This is a genomic window from Pseudomonas danubii, assembly GCF_042980055.1.
Classification (GTDB): Bacteria; Pseudomonadota; Gammaproteobacteria; order Pseudomonadales; family Pseudomonadaceae; genus Aquipseudomonas; species Aquipseudomonas danubii.
This window is the reverse complement of record NZ_CP116502.1, coordinates 5222417-5239386: the sequence shown is the minus strand read 5'-3', so window position 1 is coordinate 5239386 and position 16970 is coordinate 5222417. Positions and strand designations below refer to the sequence as shown.

The 16970-nt window shown below is 62.6% G+C and carries 14 protein-coding genes; 5 read left to right on the top strand and 9 right to left on the bottom strand.

Annotation, left to right across the window (positions count from 1 at the left end; genetic code table 11):
• Positions 1-53: 53 nt before the first annotated feature.
• From hbdH to PFZ56_RS23590, 9 genes are all read right to left on the bottom strand, one after another.
• Positions 54-827 (bottom strand): 3-hydroxybutyrate dehydrogenase, encoded by a 774-nt coding sequence (gene hbdH / locus PFZ56_RS23630; protein ID WP_102881504.1) that lies wholly within the window; start codon positions 825-827, stop codon positions 54-56.
• Between the two features lie 7 nt (positions 828-834).
• The gene (locus tag PFZ56_RS23625) at positions 835-2226 is read right to left on the bottom strand and encodes a GntP family permease (RefSeq protein WP_170004015.1); all 1392 of its coding nucleotides are present in this window, start codon (positions 2224-2226) and stop codon (positions 835-837) included.
• 319 nt (positions 2227-2545) lie between these two features.
• Positions 2546-3964, bottom strand: a complete 1419-nt coding sequence (locus PFZ56_RS23620) for a sigma-54-dependent Fis family transcriptional regulator (protein WP_123394466.1) — start codon at positions 3962-3964, stop codon at positions 2546-2548.
• A gap of 375 nt (positions 3965-4339) precedes the next feature.
• Positions 4340-5914, bottom strand: coding sequence for an ABC transporter ATP-binding protein (locus PFZ56_RS23615; RefSeq protein ID WP_110653575.1), 1575 nt, complete (start codon positions 5912-5914; stop codon positions 4340-4342).
• A gap of 14 nt (positions 5915-5928) precedes the next feature.
• Entirely contained in the window at positions 5929-6951 is a 1023-nt protein-coding gene (locus PFZ56_RS23610; RefSeq protein ID WP_102881500.1) for an ABC transporter permease, read from the bottom strand.
• Complete coding sequence (locus tag PFZ56_RS23605; RefSeq protein ID WP_102864941.1) at positions 6951-8015, bottom strand: microcin C ABC transporter permease YejB; 1065 nt, start codon at positions 8013-8015, stop codon at positions 6951-6953. The genes PFZ56_RS23610 and PFZ56_RS23605 overlap by 1 nt, the downstream gene beginning before the upstream one ends.
• On the bottom strand, positions 8015-9877 hold the full coding sequence (locus PFZ56_RS23600; RefSeq protein WP_170004017.1) for an extracellular solute-binding protein: 1863 nt from the start codon (positions 9875-9877) through the stop codon (positions 8015-8017). The genes PFZ56_RS23605 and PFZ56_RS23600 overlap by 1 nt, the downstream gene beginning before the upstream one ends.
• A gap of 131 nt (positions 9878-10008) precedes the next feature.
• Entirely contained in the window at positions 10009-10290 is a 282-nt protein-coding gene (locus PFZ56_RS23595; protein WP_007924449.1) for a peptidylprolyl isomerase, read from the bottom strand.
• A 212-nt stretch (positions 10291-10502) separates the two neighbouring features.
• Positions 10503-11594, bottom strand: a complete 1092-nt coding sequence (locus tag PFZ56_RS23590; RefSeq protein ID WP_170004019.1) for a 3-deoxy-7-phosphoheptulonate synthase — start codon at positions 11592-11594, stop codon at positions 10503-10505.
• Between the two features lie 639 nt (positions 11595-12233).
• Here PFZ56_RS23590 and PFZ56_RS23585 point away from each other — a divergent pair.
• From PFZ56_RS23585 to pgsA, 5 genes are all read left to right on the top strand, one after another.
• A complete protein-coding gene (locus tag PFZ56_RS23585; protein ID WP_170004021.1) occupies positions 12234-12989 on the top strand; it encodes a carbon-nitrogen hydrolase family protein in 756 nt (251 codons plus the stop codon).
• A complete protein-coding gene (locus tag PFZ56_RS23580) occupies positions 12989-13453 on the top strand; it encodes a GNAT family N-acetyltransferase (RefSeq protein ID WP_170004023.1) in 465 nt (154 codons plus the stop codon). Before PFZ56_RS23585 ends, PFZ56_RS23580 begins: the two co-directional genes overlap by 1 nt.
• A 441-nt stretch (positions 13454-13894) precedes the next feature.
• Positions 13895-14536, top strand: a complete 642-nt coding sequence (gene uvrY, locus PFZ56_RS23575) for a UvrY/SirA/GacA family response regulator transcription factor (RefSeq protein WP_011061841.1) — start codon at positions 13895-13897, stop codon at positions 14534-14536.
• Position 14537: 1 nt separating this feature from the next.
• Complete coding sequence (gene uvrC, locus PFZ56_RS23570) at positions 14538-16361, top strand: excinuclease ABC subunit UvrC (protein ID WP_102864946.1); 1824 nt, start codon at positions 14538-14540, stop codon at positions 16359-16361.
• Between the two features lie 32 nt (positions 16362-16393).
• A complete protein-coding gene (gene pgsA, locus PFZ56_RS23565; protein WP_060839891.1) occupies positions 16394-16954 on the top strand; it encodes a CDP-diacylglycerol--glycerol-3-phosphate 3-phosphatidyltransferase in 561 nt (186 codons plus the stop codon).
• Positions 16955-16970 lie beyond the last annotated feature (16 nt).

The following is a 16970-nucleotide window of genomic DNA, read 5'->3' as shown; positions in this document are numbered from 1 at the left end:
TTTTTCTTGAATTGCACGCAAACCGATTTTAATGCCGGATGCAGGGCGCGGGGTTATTGCGCCAACCAGCCGCCGTCGATGTTCCAGGCCGCACCGCGCACCTGGGCGCCGGCTTCGCTGCACAAAAATAGCACCAGCTCGCCCAGTTGCGACGGGGTGACGAATTCCAGGGACGGCTGCTTTTCCGCCAGCAGATCATGCTGGGCCTGTTGCGGGTCAGCCCCGGCCGCCACCCGGTCGTCGATCTGCTTCTGCACCAGTGGTGTCAGCACCCAGCCTGGGCAGATGGCATTGCAAGTGACGTTGCTGGTGGCGGTTTCCAGGCCCACTACCTTGGTCAGGCCGATCACCCCGTGCTTGGCCGCGACGTAGGCGGCCTTGCCCACCGAACCCACCTGGCCGTGCACCGAGGCGATGTTGACGATCCGTCCCCAGCCCTTGGCGCGCATCCCCGGCAACCCCAGGCGGGTGCTGTGGAACACTGAGGACAGGTTGATGGCGATGATCGAATCCCAGCGCTCCACGGGGAACTCCTCCACCGCCGCCACGTGCTGGATGCCGGCGTTGTTCACCAGGATATCGACGCCACCAAACTCCCGTTCGGCGTAGGCGAACAGCTCGGCGATCTGTGCCGGGTCGCTGACGTCCGCCGGGTGATGGCCGACCTGGCCGCCGAACTGTGCGACCTCGGCGATGGCCTTCGAGGCATCGCCAAAGCCGTTGAGAATCAGCTTGGCCCCGGCCTTGGCCAGGACCAGGGCGATGCCCAGGCCAATGCCGCTGGTGGAGCCGGTGACCAGGGCGGTCTTGCCAGAAAGAGTGGTCATGAATACCTCACACAATGCCGGTGGCGTAGAAAGTGGCGATGACGACGAAGACCGCCAGGGTCTTGATCAGGGTGATGCAGAAAATGTCCTTGTAGGCTTCGCGGTGGGTCAGCCCGGTGACTGCCAGCAGGGTGATCACCGCGCCGTTGTGGGGCAGGGTGTCCATGCCGCCGCTGGCCATGGAGGCCACCCGATGCAGCACTTCCAGGGGGATGTTGGCGGCATGGGCGGCGCTGATGAAGCTTTCGGACATGGCCGCCAGGGCGATGCTCATGCCTCCCGAGGCCGAGCCGGTGATGCCCGCCAGCAGGGTCACGGTAATGGCTTCGTTGACCAGTGGGTTGGGAATGTTTTTCAGCCAGTCCGCCAGCACCAGAAACCCTGGCAGGGAGGCGATTACCGCACCGAAACCGTATTCAGAGGCGGTGTTCATGGCGGCCAGCAAGGCGCCGCTGACCGCGCTTTTGCTGCCTTCGGCGAGCTTGCTGCGAATGGCCGAGTAGCCGCACACCAGCACCATCACAATGCCCACCAGCAACGCAGCCTGCACCGCCCAGATGGCGGTGAGCTTGGCGATTTCACTGGTCACCGGTGTTGCCATGCCCGGCAGGCTGAGGCTGTGGGTCTTGCCGTACCACTGGGGAATCCAGTGGGTGAACAGCAGGTTCATGATGCCCACCAGCAGCAGCGGCGACAGCGCCAGCCAGGGGTTGGGCAGCTTCAGGTCCTCGGCGGTTTCCGGCTCGTTGTGCAGCTCGGTGCCGTAGCCTTCACCGGCCTTCTGCGCCTTGTTGCGCTGGCGCTGGAGGAACAGCATGCCGGCGCAGAACACGAAAATGGTACCGATCACCCCCAGCCAGGGCGCGGCCCAGGCGGTGGTGTTGAAGAAGGTGCTGGGGATGATGTTCTGGATCTGCGGGGTGCCGGGTAGCGCATCCATGGTGAAGGAGAATGCACCCAGAGCAATGGTGGCCGGGATCAGGCGCTTGGGGATATTGCTCTGGCGGAACATCTCGGCGGCGAACGGGTAGACCGCGAACACCACCACGAACAGCGAAACCCCGCCGTAGGTCAGCAGGGCGCAGACCAAAACGATCACCAGTATCGCCTGGCGGGTGCCCAGCAGGCGGATCGCGGCGGCGACGATGGAGCGGGAAAAGCCCGACAGCTCGATCAGCTTGCCGAACACCGCGCCCAGCAGGAATACCGGGAAATACAGTTTGATGAAGCCGACCATCTTCTCCATGAACACCCCGGTAAAGGCGGGCGCCACGGCAGAGGGATCGGTGAGCAGCACCGCGCCGAGGGCGGCGATGGGGGCAAAGAGGATAACGCTGTAGCCACGGTAGGCAGCCAGCATCAGCAGCGCCAGGGCTGCCAAGGCAATGATCACACTCATGGTGTGTCTCTCCAGGATTGTTATTTTTGTCGGGTGTTGCGTGTGGAGAGCGTTATAGCGAGAACTGTGCCAAACAGATAAGTAATTGAAATATATGAGTATTTTTTATTTTTTTAAGTGTTATCCAGATTTTATTCTCCAAATGGAGACAGTAAGACGAAGGTGCAGGCTCCCGCTGGAGTGCGCGGCACTCCCCAGGCTGGCTGTCGGGTTGTATCAGAAAGTCCACAATCAAAGGGTTTGGGGGCACTGTCCGGCCCAGTGAAAGTAAACCCCTCGCGACAAAAGCAGCTGTCTCTAAATCGGGATCTATGTCTCGTTATTGAGACTCGACGATTCCCAGCGCCGCCATCTTCTTGTACAGCGTCGAGCGCCCCAGCCCCAGGCGTCGGGCCGCTTCATCCACCTTGCCGGCGCATTGGGCCAGGGTGGTGCTGATCAATTGCCGATCGAATCGCTCCCGGGCGGCGGCGAAGGTGTCCTGGTTCGGCGACTCGGCCGGCACCGGGGCCGCATTGCGTTGCACCGGGCTGAAGCTGCCAATCGCCGCGCGAATGTCCGCAGCATTGAGTATCAGGTCGTCGCTGAGCAGCGCCGCGCGCTCCAGCACGTTGCGCAGTTCGCGGATATTCCCCGGCCAGGCATGTTGCGCCAGCAGGGCCAGGGCTTCGCGATCCAGTTCATGCTGGCTGCGCAGCTCTTCGAGAATCCCTTCGCTCAGGGCCGGCAGATCGTCCAGGCGTTCGCGCAGGGCCGGCACCTGGATGGGCAGCACGTTGAGCCGGTAGTACAGGTCGGCCCGGAACTCGCCGCGCTTGATCGCCGCTTCCAGGTCGGAGGAGGTGGCGGCGATCACCCGCACATCGCTATGAATCACTTCGTTGGAGCCCACCGGCTCGAACTCTTTTTCCTGCAGCACTCGCAGCAACTTGCTTTGCAGGGGCAGGGGCATGTCGCCGATTTCATCGAGGAACAGGGTGCCGCCCTGGGCGATCTGCAACTTGCCGGCGCGGCCCTTGCGGTCGGCGCCGGTGAAGGCCCCAGGGGCGGTGCCGAAGAACTCCGCCTCCAGCAGCGCCTCGGGAATCGCCGCGCTGTTGATGCTGACAAAGGGCTTGTGGGCTCGGGGCGACGCGGCATGAATGGCCTGGGCCAGCAGTTCCTTGCCGGTGCCGGTCTCGCCTTGCAGCAGTACCGGGGATTCGGCGCTGGCGCTGCGTCGGGCCCGGCGTTTGACTTCCAGGCTGGCGGCGCTGGTGCCGATGAAATGGGCGAAGTTGTACTTGGTCTGCCGGGCCCGCAACAGAGAGCGGGTGGAGGCCAATTCTTCCTGCATGCTCAGGTAGCGCTTGAGCATCGGCGACAGGCTGCGCAATTCGTCGAACAGGGCAAAGCCGATGGCGCCGATCACTGTGCCGGCGGCGTCGTGGATCGGTAGGCGCATCACCACCAGCGGTTCCTTGGGGGTGTCCTGCATGTCCAGCAGGATCGGGCGGCCGGTGCGTACCACTTCCCGCAGCAGGCTGCCGGGGATCACGCTTTCGCAGGGCTTGCCGATGGCGAAGGCCGCCGATTCCAGGCCGAAGCGCCGGGCGTAGCGCTCGTTCATCCAGACGATATTGGCGTCGCGATCGACGATCACCGTGCCTTCGCTGGACTGCTCGATGATCTCGAACAGCGAACGGATCGCCAGTTGGCGCACACGCTGGTAATCCTTGAGGCTTTCGCTGTCGTTCATGGCGGCATCCTGAAAATGGGCGCAGGGATTATGCCGCAGTCTGCCCTGGTTGTTGCGCTGTAGCCGCTGCCGAGCGCCAGCGAGGCTGCGCAAAGGGCCGCAGGACCTTCGGCGGCCTCGAGGGCAGCGCCTGCTGCGCAGCCGTTCGCAGCCTGCGGCAGCGGCTACAAAGAACAGCGCGCCTTCTGTAGCCGCTGCCGAGCCTGCGAGGCTGTGCAAAGGGCCGCAGGACCTTCGGCGGTCTCAAGGGCGGCGTCTCCTGCGACGGAGTGCCGCCCAGAGCATTCGCAGCCTGCGGCAGCGGCTACACGATGCAGCATCTGTAGCCGCTGTCGAGCCTTGGCGAGGCTGCGAAAAAGGGACGTCGGCGACGGGTCAGCCGGGGTGGGCGGCGGCCAGCAGTTCCTGCGTGTAGGGGTGTTGCGGGTTGGCGAATACTTCATGGCTGGCGCCGCGCTCCACCACCTGGCCGTCCTTGATCACGATCATGTCGTGGGCCAGGGCCCGCACCACTGCCAAATCATGGCTGATGAACAGGTAGGTCAGGCCGTACTTTTCCTGCAACTGGCGCAGCAGGGCCACCACCTGTTTCTGCACGGTGCGGTCCAGGGCCGAGGTCGGTTCGTCCAGCAGGATCAGCGCCGGTTTGAGCACCAGGGCCCGGGCAATGGCGATGCGCTGGCGCTGGCCGCCGGAGAACTCGTGGGGGTAGCGGTGGCGGCTGCCGGGGTCGAGGCCGACTTCCTCCAGGGCGCGGATCACCTGTTCGTCGCATTGGCGGGCGTCGTACTGGCTGTGCACTTCCAGGCCTTCGCTGATGATCTGCGCCACCGACATGCGCGGGCTGAGGCTGCCGAAGGGGTCCTGGAACACCACCTGCATCTGCTTGCGCCAGGGCCGCAGTTGCTTCTGGTTGAGGCCATCCAGGGCCTGGCCCTGGAAGCGGATGCTGCCTTGGGAATCCAGCAGCCGCAGGATCGCCTGGCCCAGGGTGGACTTGCCCGAGCCGGACTCGCCGACGATGCCCAGGGTCTTGCCTTGCTCCACGCTGAGGCTGATGTCGTCCACTGCCCGCAGGTATTCCTTGCGCCGGAACAGGCCGCCGCCTATCTGGAAGTCAACGCTGAGATTGTTCACTTCCAGCACGGTTTCGCGGCTGTCGCGGCACAACGGTCGGCCCTCGGGCTCGGCGTGCAGCAGTTCGCAGCTGTAGGGATGTTGCGGGGCGTTGAACAGGGTGTCGCAATCGGCCTGCTCGACGATTTCCCCGGCCTTCATCACGCACACCCTCTGGGCGATGCGCCGCACCAGGTTGAGGTCGTGGCTGATCAGCAGCAGGGACATGCCCAGGCGCTGTTGCAAGGATTTGAGCAGCAGCAGGATCTTGCGCTGCACGGTCACGTCTAGGGCGGTGGTGGGTTCGTCGGCAATCAGCAGCTCCGGCTCGCAGGCCAGGGCCATGGCGATCATCACCCGCTGGCGTTGGCCGCCGGAAAGCTGGTGCGGGTAGGCCTTGAGTCGCTCCTTGGGTTTCTGGATGCCCACCAGTTCCAGCAGTTCGAGAATCCGCGCCTGGGCCTCCTTGCCCCCCAGGCCGCGATGCAGGAGCAGGGTTTCGCCGATCTGCTTCTCCACGCTGTGCAGCGGGTTGAGGGAGGTCATGGGCTCTTGGAAGATCATGGCGATGCGGTTGCCCCGCAGTTTTTGCAGGGTTGCCGGATCGCAGCCCATCAGCTCCTGGCCGCGGTAGCGCACGCTGCCGGAGCTGCTACAGCCGGTCTGCGGTAGTAGCTGCAGGATCGAGTGGGCGGTCACCGACTTGCCCGAGCCGGACTCGCCCACCAGGGCCAGGCATTCGCCGGGGCGGATGTCCAGGCTCAGGTCGCGAACCACGGTCTGCTCGCCGAAGGTGACCTTGAGCTGGCGGATTTCGATAAGGTTGTCAGGCATTTCTACAGTCCGCTTCAAGATCGTGGATCAAAGGCATCGCGCAACGCTTCGCCGATAAACACCAGCAGCGAAAGGATCAGCGCCAGGGTGAAAAACGCCGTCAGCCCCAGCCATGGCGCCTGCAGGTTCTGCTTGCCCTGGCCGATCAGTTCGCCCAGGGAAGCGCTGCCGGCGGGCATGCCGAAGCCGAGGAAGTCCAGGGCGGTGAGGGTCGAGATGGCGCCGGTGAGGATGAACGGCAGGTAGCTCAGGGTGGCGTTCATGGCATTGGGCAGGATGTGCCGCAGGATCACCTTGCGGTCGCTCAGGCCCAGGGCCCGGGCGGCCTTGACGTATTCCAGGTTGCGCCCACGGAGGAACTCGGCGCGCACCACGTCCACCAGGGCCAGCCAGGAAAACAGCGCCATGATTCCCAGCAGCCACCAGAAGTTCGGCTCGACGAAGCCCGAGAGGATGATCAGCAGGTAGAGCACCGGCAGCCCGGACCAGACTTCCAGCAGACGCTGGCCCAAGAGGTCGACCCAGCCGCCGTAATAGCCTTGCAGGGCGCCGGCGGCGATGCCGATCAGGGCGCTGATGGCGGTCAGCGCCAGGGCGAACAGGATCGATACCCGGGCGCCGTAGATCACCCGCGCGGCCACATCCCGGGCCTGGTCGTCGGTGCCCAGCCAGTTGACCTGGCTCGGTGGGCTGGGGGCCGGCTGGGTCAGGTCGTAGTTGGGCGTGTCTTCGCTGAAGGGGATCGGCGGGAACAGCAGCCAGCCACCGTCCTTGCGGATCAGCTGCTGCACGTAATCGCTGCGATAGTCGGCCTGGAACGGCAGTTGGCCGCCGAATTCCTGCTCGGTGTAGCGCTTGAACACCGGGAAGTACAGCGAGCCCTGGTAACTGACCACCAGGGGTTTGTCGTTGGCGATCAGCTCGCCGCCCAGGGTCAGGATGAACAGGCCGATGAACAGCCACAGCGACCACCAGCCGCGGCGGTTTTTCTTGAAGCGGTCCAAGCGTCGGCGGGCGACGGGAGAAAGCTTGAGCATCAGGCATTCCTCGCGGCGAAGTCGATACGCGGGTCGACCAGGGTGTAGCACAGGTCGCCGATGAGTTTTATCAGGAGGCCAAACAGGGTGAAGATGAACAGCGAACCGAACACCACCGGATAATCTCGCGACACCGCGGCTTCGTAGCTCATGCGCCCCAGGCCGTCGAGGGAGAAGATCACTTCGATCAGCAAGGAACCGGCGAAGAACACGCTGATAAAGGCCTGGGGAATCCCCGAGACCACCAGCAGCATGGCGTTGCGGAACACGTGGCCATAGAGCACGCGGCGCTCGCTCAGGCCCTTGGCCCGGGCGGTGACCACGTACTGGCGGGTGATCTCGTTGAGGAAGGAGTTCTTGGTGAGGATAGTCAGGGTGGCGAAGCCACCGATCACCAGGGAGCTGACCGGCAATACCAGGTGCCAGAAGTAGTCGGCGATCTTGCCCAGGGTACTCAGCTGTTCGAAGTTGTCCGAGACCAGGCCGCGCACCGGGAACCAGTTCAGCGAGGTGCCGCCGGCGAACAGCACGATCAGGAACATGGCGAACAGAAAGGCCGGCATGGCGTAGCCGATGATGATCGCGGTGCTGCTCCAGATGTCGAAATGGCTGCCGTGGTGCACGGCCTTGCGAATCCCCAGGGGGATCGACACCAGGTAGGTGATCAAGGTCGCCCAGAGACCGAGGGAAATGGTCACCGGCATTTTCTCCAGGATCAGGTCGGTGACCGTGGCGCCGCGGAAGAAGCTCTTGCCGAAGTCCAGTTGGGCGTAGTTCTTGAGCATCAGCCACAGGCGTTCATGGGCCGGCTTGTCGAAGCCGTACTGTTTTTCGATGTCCTGGATCAGCTTGGGATCGAGCCCGCGGCTGGCCCGGGAGCCGCTGCTGCTCATGGCATCGGCGGAGCCGCCGACGCTGCCGCCACCACCAATGCCTTGCAGGCGGGCGATGGCCTGTTCCACCGGGCCGCCGGGGGCCGCCTGGACGATGACGAAGTTGACCAGGAGGATGATCAGCAGGGTCGGAATGATCAGCAGCAGGCGCCGCAGAATGTAGGCCAGCATCAGTGGCGTCCTCCGGGTTTGCCACGGCGGATCAGCTCGGCGGCCATTTGTTCATTGGTCAGCGCGGTGCTGCTGACTTCCCACCAGCTTTCGATGGCTTCGTCGTTGCTTGCCGGCACCTTGGGGATGCCGAAGCGGTTCCACCACACCGTGGAGGTGCCGGGCGGGTAGTAGTTGGCGATCCAGTAGTAGTTCCACTGCAACACCCGGTCCAGGGCGTGGGCGTAGCGCAGCATCTCCGGCTGGCTGGTGGCCTTCACCAGGCCGTTGAGCAGGCGGTCCACTGCCGGGTTCTTGAGCACCATGTAGTTGTTGGAGCCCGGATCGTTGGCCGCCGCCGAACCGAAGTAGTTGTACAGCTCCATGCCCGGCGAAGTGGTCACCGGGTAGCCGGTGACGATCATGTCGTAATCCCGGGCCATCAGGCGGTTGACGTACTGCGAGGAGTCGATGCGGCGGATGTTAAGGCTGATGCCGATCTGCGCCAGGTTGCGCTTGTAGGGCAGCAGCAGGCGCTCGATGGAACCTTGGGTGATGAGGAAGGTGAAACTCAGGGGCTCGCCTTCGGCGTTGACCAGTTTGTCGCCTTCGGCTTTCCAGCCGGCCTGTTCCAGCAGGGCCAGGGCTTGCAGTTGCTTGTCGCGGATCACGCCGCTGCCGTCGGTTTTTGGCGCTTGGAAAACCTGGGTGAAGACTTCGTCGGGGATCTGTCCGCGCAGGGGTTCGAGGATCTTCAGCTCCTCGGCGTCCGGCAGGCTGCGGGCGGCCAGGGGTGTGTTGGAGAAGAAACTCTGCTGGCGGATGTAGAGGTTGCGCATCATCTGCCGGTTGCTCCATTCGAAGTCCCAGAGCAGGGCCAGGGCCTGGCGCACCCGGCGGTCCTGGAACACCGGCCGGTCGAGATTGAACACATAGCCCTGGGCCGGTTGCGGCGCCGACTGAGCCAGGTGGGCCTTTTGCAGGCGGCCGTCGTTCAGGGCCGGACTGTCGTAGCCGATGGAGTAGCCGGTGGCGGAGAACTCGCGGTTGTAGTCGTAGGCGCCGCCGCGCAGCACCTGGCGGGCGACGTCGATGTCGCCGAAGTACTCGACGCTGAAATGGTCGAAGTTGTACAAGCCGCGGCTCACTGGCAGGTCCTTGCCCCACCAGTCGGGGTTGCGGGCGAAGGTGATGCTGTTGCCCGAATCCACTTTGGCCACGCGATAGGGGCCACTGCCCAGGGGGGCTTCGTAACCGCCGCCGCCCGCGAAGTCGCGACTCTTCCACCAGTGTTCGGGGAACACCGGCAGGGTCGCGATATCCAGGGGCAGGGTGCGGTTTTCATTGCTCTTGAAGTCGAAGCGCACCACTCGTGGCGATTCCACGGTGACGCCTTTGACGTCCTCGAACTGGGTGCGGTAGCGCATGCTGCCCTGGGTCATCAGCAGGTCATAGCTGTAGCGCACGTCCTCGGCGGTGATCGCGGTGCCGTCGGCAAAGCGCGCCTTGGGGTTGAGGTAGAAACGCAGCCACAGGCCGTCTTCGGCGCGCTCCATCTTTTCGGCCACCAGACCGTAGACGGTGTAGGGCTCATCCAGGGAGCGCAGGGCCAGGGGCGAATAGACCAGGCCGTCGAGCTGGGACACGCCGATACCTTTGTCTATATAAGGCAGCACGTGGTCGAAGCGCCCGATCTCGATGGCCGAGCGGCGCAGGGTCCCGCCTTTGGGGGCTTGGGGATTGACGTAGTTGAAGTGGCTGAAGCCCTGGGGGTACTTGGCTGGTTCGCCGTAGACGGTCATGGCGTGTTGCGGGGCCGCCTGGGCACCCGTGGCCCCCAGCAACAGGACGGTGAAAAGCACGGTGGGGAAAAGCAGTCGCATTGTCAGCCTTACGAGCCGGGTGATCGATGACCACGATTTGTACGCTAGCGGCGCGTGACTGGCCAGCCGCTTTCACAAACACAACGGCCCACCAGGAGGCGGGCCGTTGAGCAGACGCAGTCGCGAGGGGATCAGTCCTGGCGGCTGGTGACTTCCAGCAGGTGGTAGCCGAACTGGGTTTTCACCGGACCTTGCACGACGTTCACGGGAGCGCTGAACACCACGGTGTCGAATTCCTTGACCATCTGGCCCGGACCGAAGGAGCCCAGGTTGCCACCGTCACGGCTGGACGGGCAGGTGGAGTTCTTTTTCGCGACTTCGGCGAAGTCGGCGCCGGCTTCGATCTCGGCTTTGAGTTCGTTGCACTTGGCTTCGCTGGCAACCAGGATGTGACGGGCAGTGGCTTTGGCCATGGATGTTGCTCCTTTCAAGAAAGTTGAGAGCCTACCGGATTCAGGTGGCTATTTCTTCTCAAAGTTCCTTCAAGGCGTTGCCGTCTGGCGCCTTCGCGGGCTGCCACGCTCCTGCGGGCGCGGCAGGTGTTACAGAAGCCGGCTTGCTGGCGAAGAAGTCGCTGCTCTTGGGGACGTCTTCGCTGGCAAGCCAGTGCCTGCAGCAGGGGCAGTCAGGCGGGGACGGCAGCGACCTTGTGTGCGTGCTGCAGTTGTTGCGCGGCATTGCGCAGCAATTGCTCGGTCGCGCTCCAGCCCAGGCAGCCGTCGGTCACGGAGACGCCGTAGCGCAGCTGGCCGCTCAGGGGCTGGCAGCCTTCGAACAGGTGGCTTTCCAGCATCACCCCCATCAGCGAGGTGTCGCCCTGCAGGCGTTGCTCCAGTACGTCGTTGAATACGGCCGGTTGGCGCAGTGGGTCCTTGCCGCTGTTGGCGTGGCTGCAGTCCACCATGATCCGCGCCGGTATCTTCAGCTTGTGCAGGTCGCGCTGGACCTGGGCCACGCTTTGGCGGTCGTAGTTCGGGCCGCTGTGGCCGCCGCGCAATACCAGATGAGTGTCGGGGTTGCCCGGAGTCTGGATGATCGCCGGATGGCCCTGGCTGTCGACGCCGAAATGGCGGTGGGGGTGGGCAGCCGAACGCATGGCATCACAGGCGATGGCGACGCCGCCGTCGGTGCCGTTCTTGAAGCCTACGGGCATCTCCAGGCCGCTGGCCATCTCGCGGTGGATCTGCGATTCGGTGGTGCGGGCGCCAATGGCGACCCAGCTCAACAGGTCGTCGAAGTAGCCGGCGGCCATGGGCTGCAGCAATTCGATGGCAATCGGCAGGCCCAGGCGTAGCATTTCGCGCATCAGCTCCCGGGACAGGGTCAGGCCGCCGGCCATGTCGTCGCTGCCATCCAGGTCCGGGTCGTAGGCCAGGCCTTTCCAGCCCACGGTGGTGCGGGGCTTTTCGACGTAGGCACGCATCACCAGGAGCATCTGGTCGCTCACCTCTTCGGCCAGGCGGGCCAGGTTGGCGGCGTATTCCAGGGCTGATTGCGGGTCATGGATGGAGCAGGGACCGACGATTACCAGCAGGCGGTGGTCTTGTCCATCGAGAATGGCGCGTATCGCCAGGCGGTGGTTGGCGACCTGCTGGCTCAGGGCCAGTGACAGGGGCAATTGCTGCTTGAGCTCCAGAGAGCTGGGCAGGCGCTGGGTCAGGGTTTCGTTGGCGCTGACTTGGGCGGACAGGGGCAGAGCGGATACGGACGAGTTCATGTTCGGTCTTCCTGGGCGGGCGGCGGGTGATGTCCCGCGCGCGGCCCTACTGGGGTGTTCGACAATTGGCCGTACTGGCCACAAGTGTGCAATTGCCACCGGTAGGTGACCGATCGGAGGCGGCAGGCTGTCCCGAGCGGAGGCTGCTAAATCGCCAGGTGGAGAACATGTCGTAGCGGTAATAGGTGGCGTAGTTCATGGGGCAAATCCTCTGTAAGTTCGGTGTGTTGCTGAAAGTCGTGGTTAAAAACGTTGGGCCTGAAAAAACAAAACCCCCGGTCGGGAGGCCGACCGGGGGTTGAGAATTCTCTGGTAGGCGACCCGTTAAAGTGGGCGCCGGTTGGGTATCAGGCGCGCCAGTGGCTAAACCAATACCCAAAATAAAAGCTCGCTGGAGCGCTGGTGCCGTTGACCCGAGCAGCCGCAACCGAACGCAGTGCGCTGGCGGTGTGGCGATGCAGGGAAAGGGTCTGGGACAACATGAGTTTCTCCGTGAAGTGGGGCGAGCTTACTAGAGGCCGGGGCCGCGATTCAATCAGTAATTTCTATGGAAGCTGATGCAATGAGCCATGGATTAAGCCGTGAAAGGATTTATGCCACACTCGCCGCTGCCTCTCGTTGTCTCGCCAAGGAACGTTCATGACCGTGCTGACCCTCGCTGCCGCCCAATCGGTGTCCATTGCTGGAGACTTGTCGGCGAATCTGGCCCGACATCAGCATTTGATGGGGTTGGCAGCGCAGGAGGGGGTGCAGTTGCTGGTGTTTCCTGAACTGTCCCTGACTGGTTATGAACCGCAATTGGTCGCAGAACTAGCGCTGCTGCCCGACTCCCCGCGGCTGCAGCCACTGCGCAATCTGGCCCGCGAGTTGAAGCTGACGACGGTGGTGGGCATGCCGATTCGCTTGTCCGTCGATGGACCGGTGCTGATTGGCGCACTGGTGCTGGGGGCGGACGGCTCGCTGGCGGTTTATAGCAAGCAGCATCTGCACCCTGGAGAGGAGCGGGTTTTTGCTCCGGGTAGCGGTGGTGCGTCGTTGCAGTTGGGGGATGAAGTCCTGGCCTTGGCGGTATGCGCGGATTTCTGTCATGCCAGCCATGTGCAGGCTGCGGTGGACGCTGGCGCCGGCATCTACGCCGCCGGGGTGTTGATCAGTGAAGGCGGGTATGCCGTCGACAGTGCTCTGTTGCAAGGGTATGCCCGGGACCACGGGATTCTGGTGCTGATGGCCAACCATGGCGGCCCCAGCGGCGGCTGGTCCTGTGCCGGGCGCAGCGCAATCTGGGGCGCCCAGGGACAATTGCTGGGTGCTGTGGAAGGTGTCGGCGAAGCGCTGCTGATCGCCCAGCGCGATGGGGGGCAATGGCGGGTCGAAGTGCGGGCGGTTGCGGGTTGATGAGCGCCTTTCAATTGCGTCCGGCGGCTGACGCGGATTTGGCCTTCGCCCGGGATCTGACGCGTTCCACGATGCTGCGCTATTACATTCGCAATGATCTGTTGTGGCTTGACGAGGCGTTTGATGTGGCGTGGGGCGGTCGCGAGAATCTTTTGATTTGCTCGGGAGCCGAGGTATTGGGGTTTGTCAGCCTGAGCAGGGACCTGCGCGCCGTCTACATCCGTGAGTTGCACGTACTGGAGGCGTGGCGGGGGCAGGGAGCCGGGGCCTGGACGCTGTTGCAGGTGATGGAAAAGGCCCGCTCGGAGCGGCGGGGCTTGTTGCGTCTGACAGTGTTCAAGGGCAACCCGGCACAGCGTCTATACGAGCGGGTGGGGTTGAAGGTGGTGGGTGAGGAGGAGTGCTTTTTGCGGATGGAATGCTCATCCGCCTCAGATCCTCTGGATGGCTCCTGCGGCAATTGAGCGCAACCTTGTGGGTTCAATCCCATTTGCTGTTCTTGCAGCCCGCCAGAGGTGGGAAGGTATGCGCGGGATCGAGCCTCTGCCAGTGGGAAAAGTGTTGAACCGATTTACCTTGAAGCTCGCGCCTGGCTTGGCTTGTGCGGCAATGCGGATACCGGGCATAGTTCAAAACCGTTCAAATTGCTGGAGGGTACTGTTCAAGGACGATCAGAGGGCAATCTTTCGTCTGACCAGGACCCTGGCGAGTTGTCGTAGATCCAGAGTCTGCGCAAAAAGCCCCTGATCGCCGAGCCCTGAAGCCAGAGCGTTTTCTTGCTTCTGGTTGGCGGCGTCTCTTATCGCTTGCCGATGTTTTTTATATAGCGCTTGTGATTAGGTTTGTACGTCGCTTTTTGCTAAGGTATCCGGCAACCTATAAAGACCAAATCGCGAGGTGTCTGCTTGATTAGGGTGCTAGTAGTCGATGACCATGATCTCGTTCGTACGGGCATTACACGAATGTTGGCTGACATCGATGGCCTGCAAGTAGTCGGGCAGGCGGAGTCAGGGGAAGAATCCCTGCTCAAGGCTCGGGAGTTGAAGCCCGACGTGGTCCTGATGGACGTAAAGATGCCCGGGATCGGCGGCCTTGAGGCCACGCGCAAATTGCTGCGAAGTCATCCGGATATCAAGGTCGTGGCGGTGACTGTCTGCGAGGAAGATCCTTTTCCGACGCGGTTGCTGCAGGCCGGTGCGGCGGGCTACCTGACCAAGGGCGCGGGCCTCAATGAAATGGTTCAGGCCATTCGCCTGGTTTTTGCTGGTCAGCGCTACATCAGCCCGCAGATTGCTCAGCAACTGGTGTTCAAATCGTTCCAGCCTTCCAGTGATTCCCCGTTCGATGCCTTGTCGGAGCGGGAAATTCAGATTGCGCTGATGATTGTCGGTTGCCAGAAGGTGCAGATCATCTCCGACAAGCTGTGTCTGTCGCCGAAAACCGTGAACACCTACCGCTATCGTATTTTCGAGAAGCTGTCGATCAGTAGTGATGTCGAGTTGACGCTGCTGGCGGTTCGTCATGGCATGGTTGATGCCAGCCTCTGAAATGACTGACCTGTTTGATCCCAGTGCTTTTCTTTCTACCTGCAGTGGCCGTCCCGGCGTGTATCGCATGTTCGACAGCGATGCACGCCTGCTTTACGTGGGCAAAGCCAAGAATCTGAAAAACCGGCTGTCCAGCTATTTTCGCAAGACCGGCCAGGCACCGAAGACCGCAGCCCTGGTGGCGCGTATCGCGCAGATCGAAACCACCATTACCGCCAACGAGACCGAAGCGCTGCTGCTGGAGCAGACGCTGATCAAGGAGTGGCGGCCGCCCTACAACATTCTCTTGCGCGACGATAAGTCCTATCCCTATGTGTTTCTTTCGGATGGCGATTTTCCGCGTTTCAGCATTCATCGCGGGGCGAAGAAGCACAAGGGCAAGTACTTTGGACCATACCCCAGTGCCGGTGCCATTCGTGAAAGCCTCAGCCTGTTGCAGAAGACCTTCATGGTCCGCCAGTGCGAGGACAGCTATTACAAAAACCGCACGCGGCCCTGCCTGCAGTACCAGATCAAACGCTGCAAGGCGCCTTGCGTCGGTCTGGTGGAACCCGAGATCTATGCCGAAGACGTGCGCCACTCGGTCATGTTCCTGGAAGGTCGTAGCAATGCCTTGACCGACGAACTTTCCAGTGCGATGGAGGCGGCCGCCGGCACTCTGGATTTTGAAAAGGCCGCCGAGTTGCGGGACCAGATTTCCCTGCTGCGCCGAGTCCAGGACCAGCAAAGCATGGAAGGTGGCACCGGTGATGTGGATGTGGTCGCGGCCTTCGTCAACCCGGGTGGCGCCTGCGTGCACCTGATCAGCGTGCGTGGCGGTCGGGTGCTGGGTAGCAAGAACTTCTTTCCCCAGGTGGGCATCGAGGAAGACGTGGCGCAAGTCATGTCGGCCTTTCTGGGTCAGTATTTTGTCAGCAGTCCTGAGCGCGATCTGCCTGCGGAGTTGATCGTCAACGTGGTGCACGAAGACTTCCCGACGCTGGTCGCCGCCATTTACGAACTGCGGGGCCGCGAGCTGACCATCAGTCACCGGGTCCGTGGCACCCGTGCCCGCTGGCAGCAACTGGCGGTGACCAATGCCGAACAGGCTCTGAGTGCACGCTTGGCCAACCGCCAGCACGTAGCCGCGCGCTTTGAAGCCCTGGCTGAAGTTCTGAACCTGGACGAGCCACCGCAGCGCCTGGAGTGCTACGACATCAGCCACTCCAGCGGCGAGGCGACTGTGGCTTCCTGCGTGGTGTTCGGTCCGGAAGGGCCGCTGAAATCCGATTACCGCCGTTACAACATTGAAGGTGTCACTGCCGGCGACGACTATGCGGCCATGCATCAGGCTCTTACCCGGCGCTTCAGCAAGCTCAAGGAAGGCGAAGGCAAGCTGCCGGATATCCTTCTGGTGGATGGCGGCAAGGGGCAGTTGTCCATGGCTCGCGACGTGCTCAATGAACTGGCGGTACCGGACCTGATCCTCCTCGGCGTAGCCAAGGGGGCGACCCGCAAGGCGGGTTTCGAGACCTTGTACCTGAATGACGCCGCCCACGAGTTCACCCTCAAAGGCGACTCACCGGCGTTACACCTGATTCAGCAAATCCGCGATGAGGCCCACCGCTTCGCGATCACCGGTCACCGTGCCCGACGTGGCAAGACCCGGCGTACCTCGACCCTGGAAGGGGTGGCGGGCGTTGGCCCGAAGCGTCGGCGGGACCTTCTTAAACATTTTGGTGGATTGCAAGAACTGTCTCGTGCCAGCATCGACGAGATAGCCAAAGCACCGGGAATCAGTAAAAAGCTCGCAGAGTTGATTTATGCAAACCTGCACAGCGAGTAGAATGCCCAATCACCTCGTAGCCAGTTGTGCCGATGAATATCCCTAATCTGATCACCGTTCTACGCGTCCTGCTCATCCCGATTTTCATATTGCTGTTCTATTTGCCCTATAGCTGGAGCTACATGGCGGCCAGTTCAGTCTTTGCCTTCGCGGCTGCCACTGACTGGTTGGATGGCTACCTGGCGCGACGCCTGCAGCAGAGCACGCCGTTTGGCGCGTTCCTCGACCCTGTAGCCGACAAGCTGATGGTGGCGGTGGCCCTGGTGCTGCTGGTGCAAGAGCACGGCAACCTGTGGCTGACCTTGCCGGCAGCCGTGATCATCGGTCGCGAGATTGTTGTTTCGGCACTGCGCGAATGGATGGCCGAACTTGGCGCCCGGGCCCAGGTGGCAGTGTCCAATATGGGCAAATGGAAAACAGCAGCGCAGATGCTGGCGCTGGTGATCCTCCTGGCCAACCCTTCGGACTTCAGCTTCTGGGTCCTGGTGGGCTATGCCTTGCTGCTGGTAGCGGCGGGGCTAACCTTGTGGTCGATGCTGCAGTATCTGCGGGCCGCCTGGCCGCATCTGAAAATCGACAACGAGAAAAAATAAGTATTTTTGAATCAAG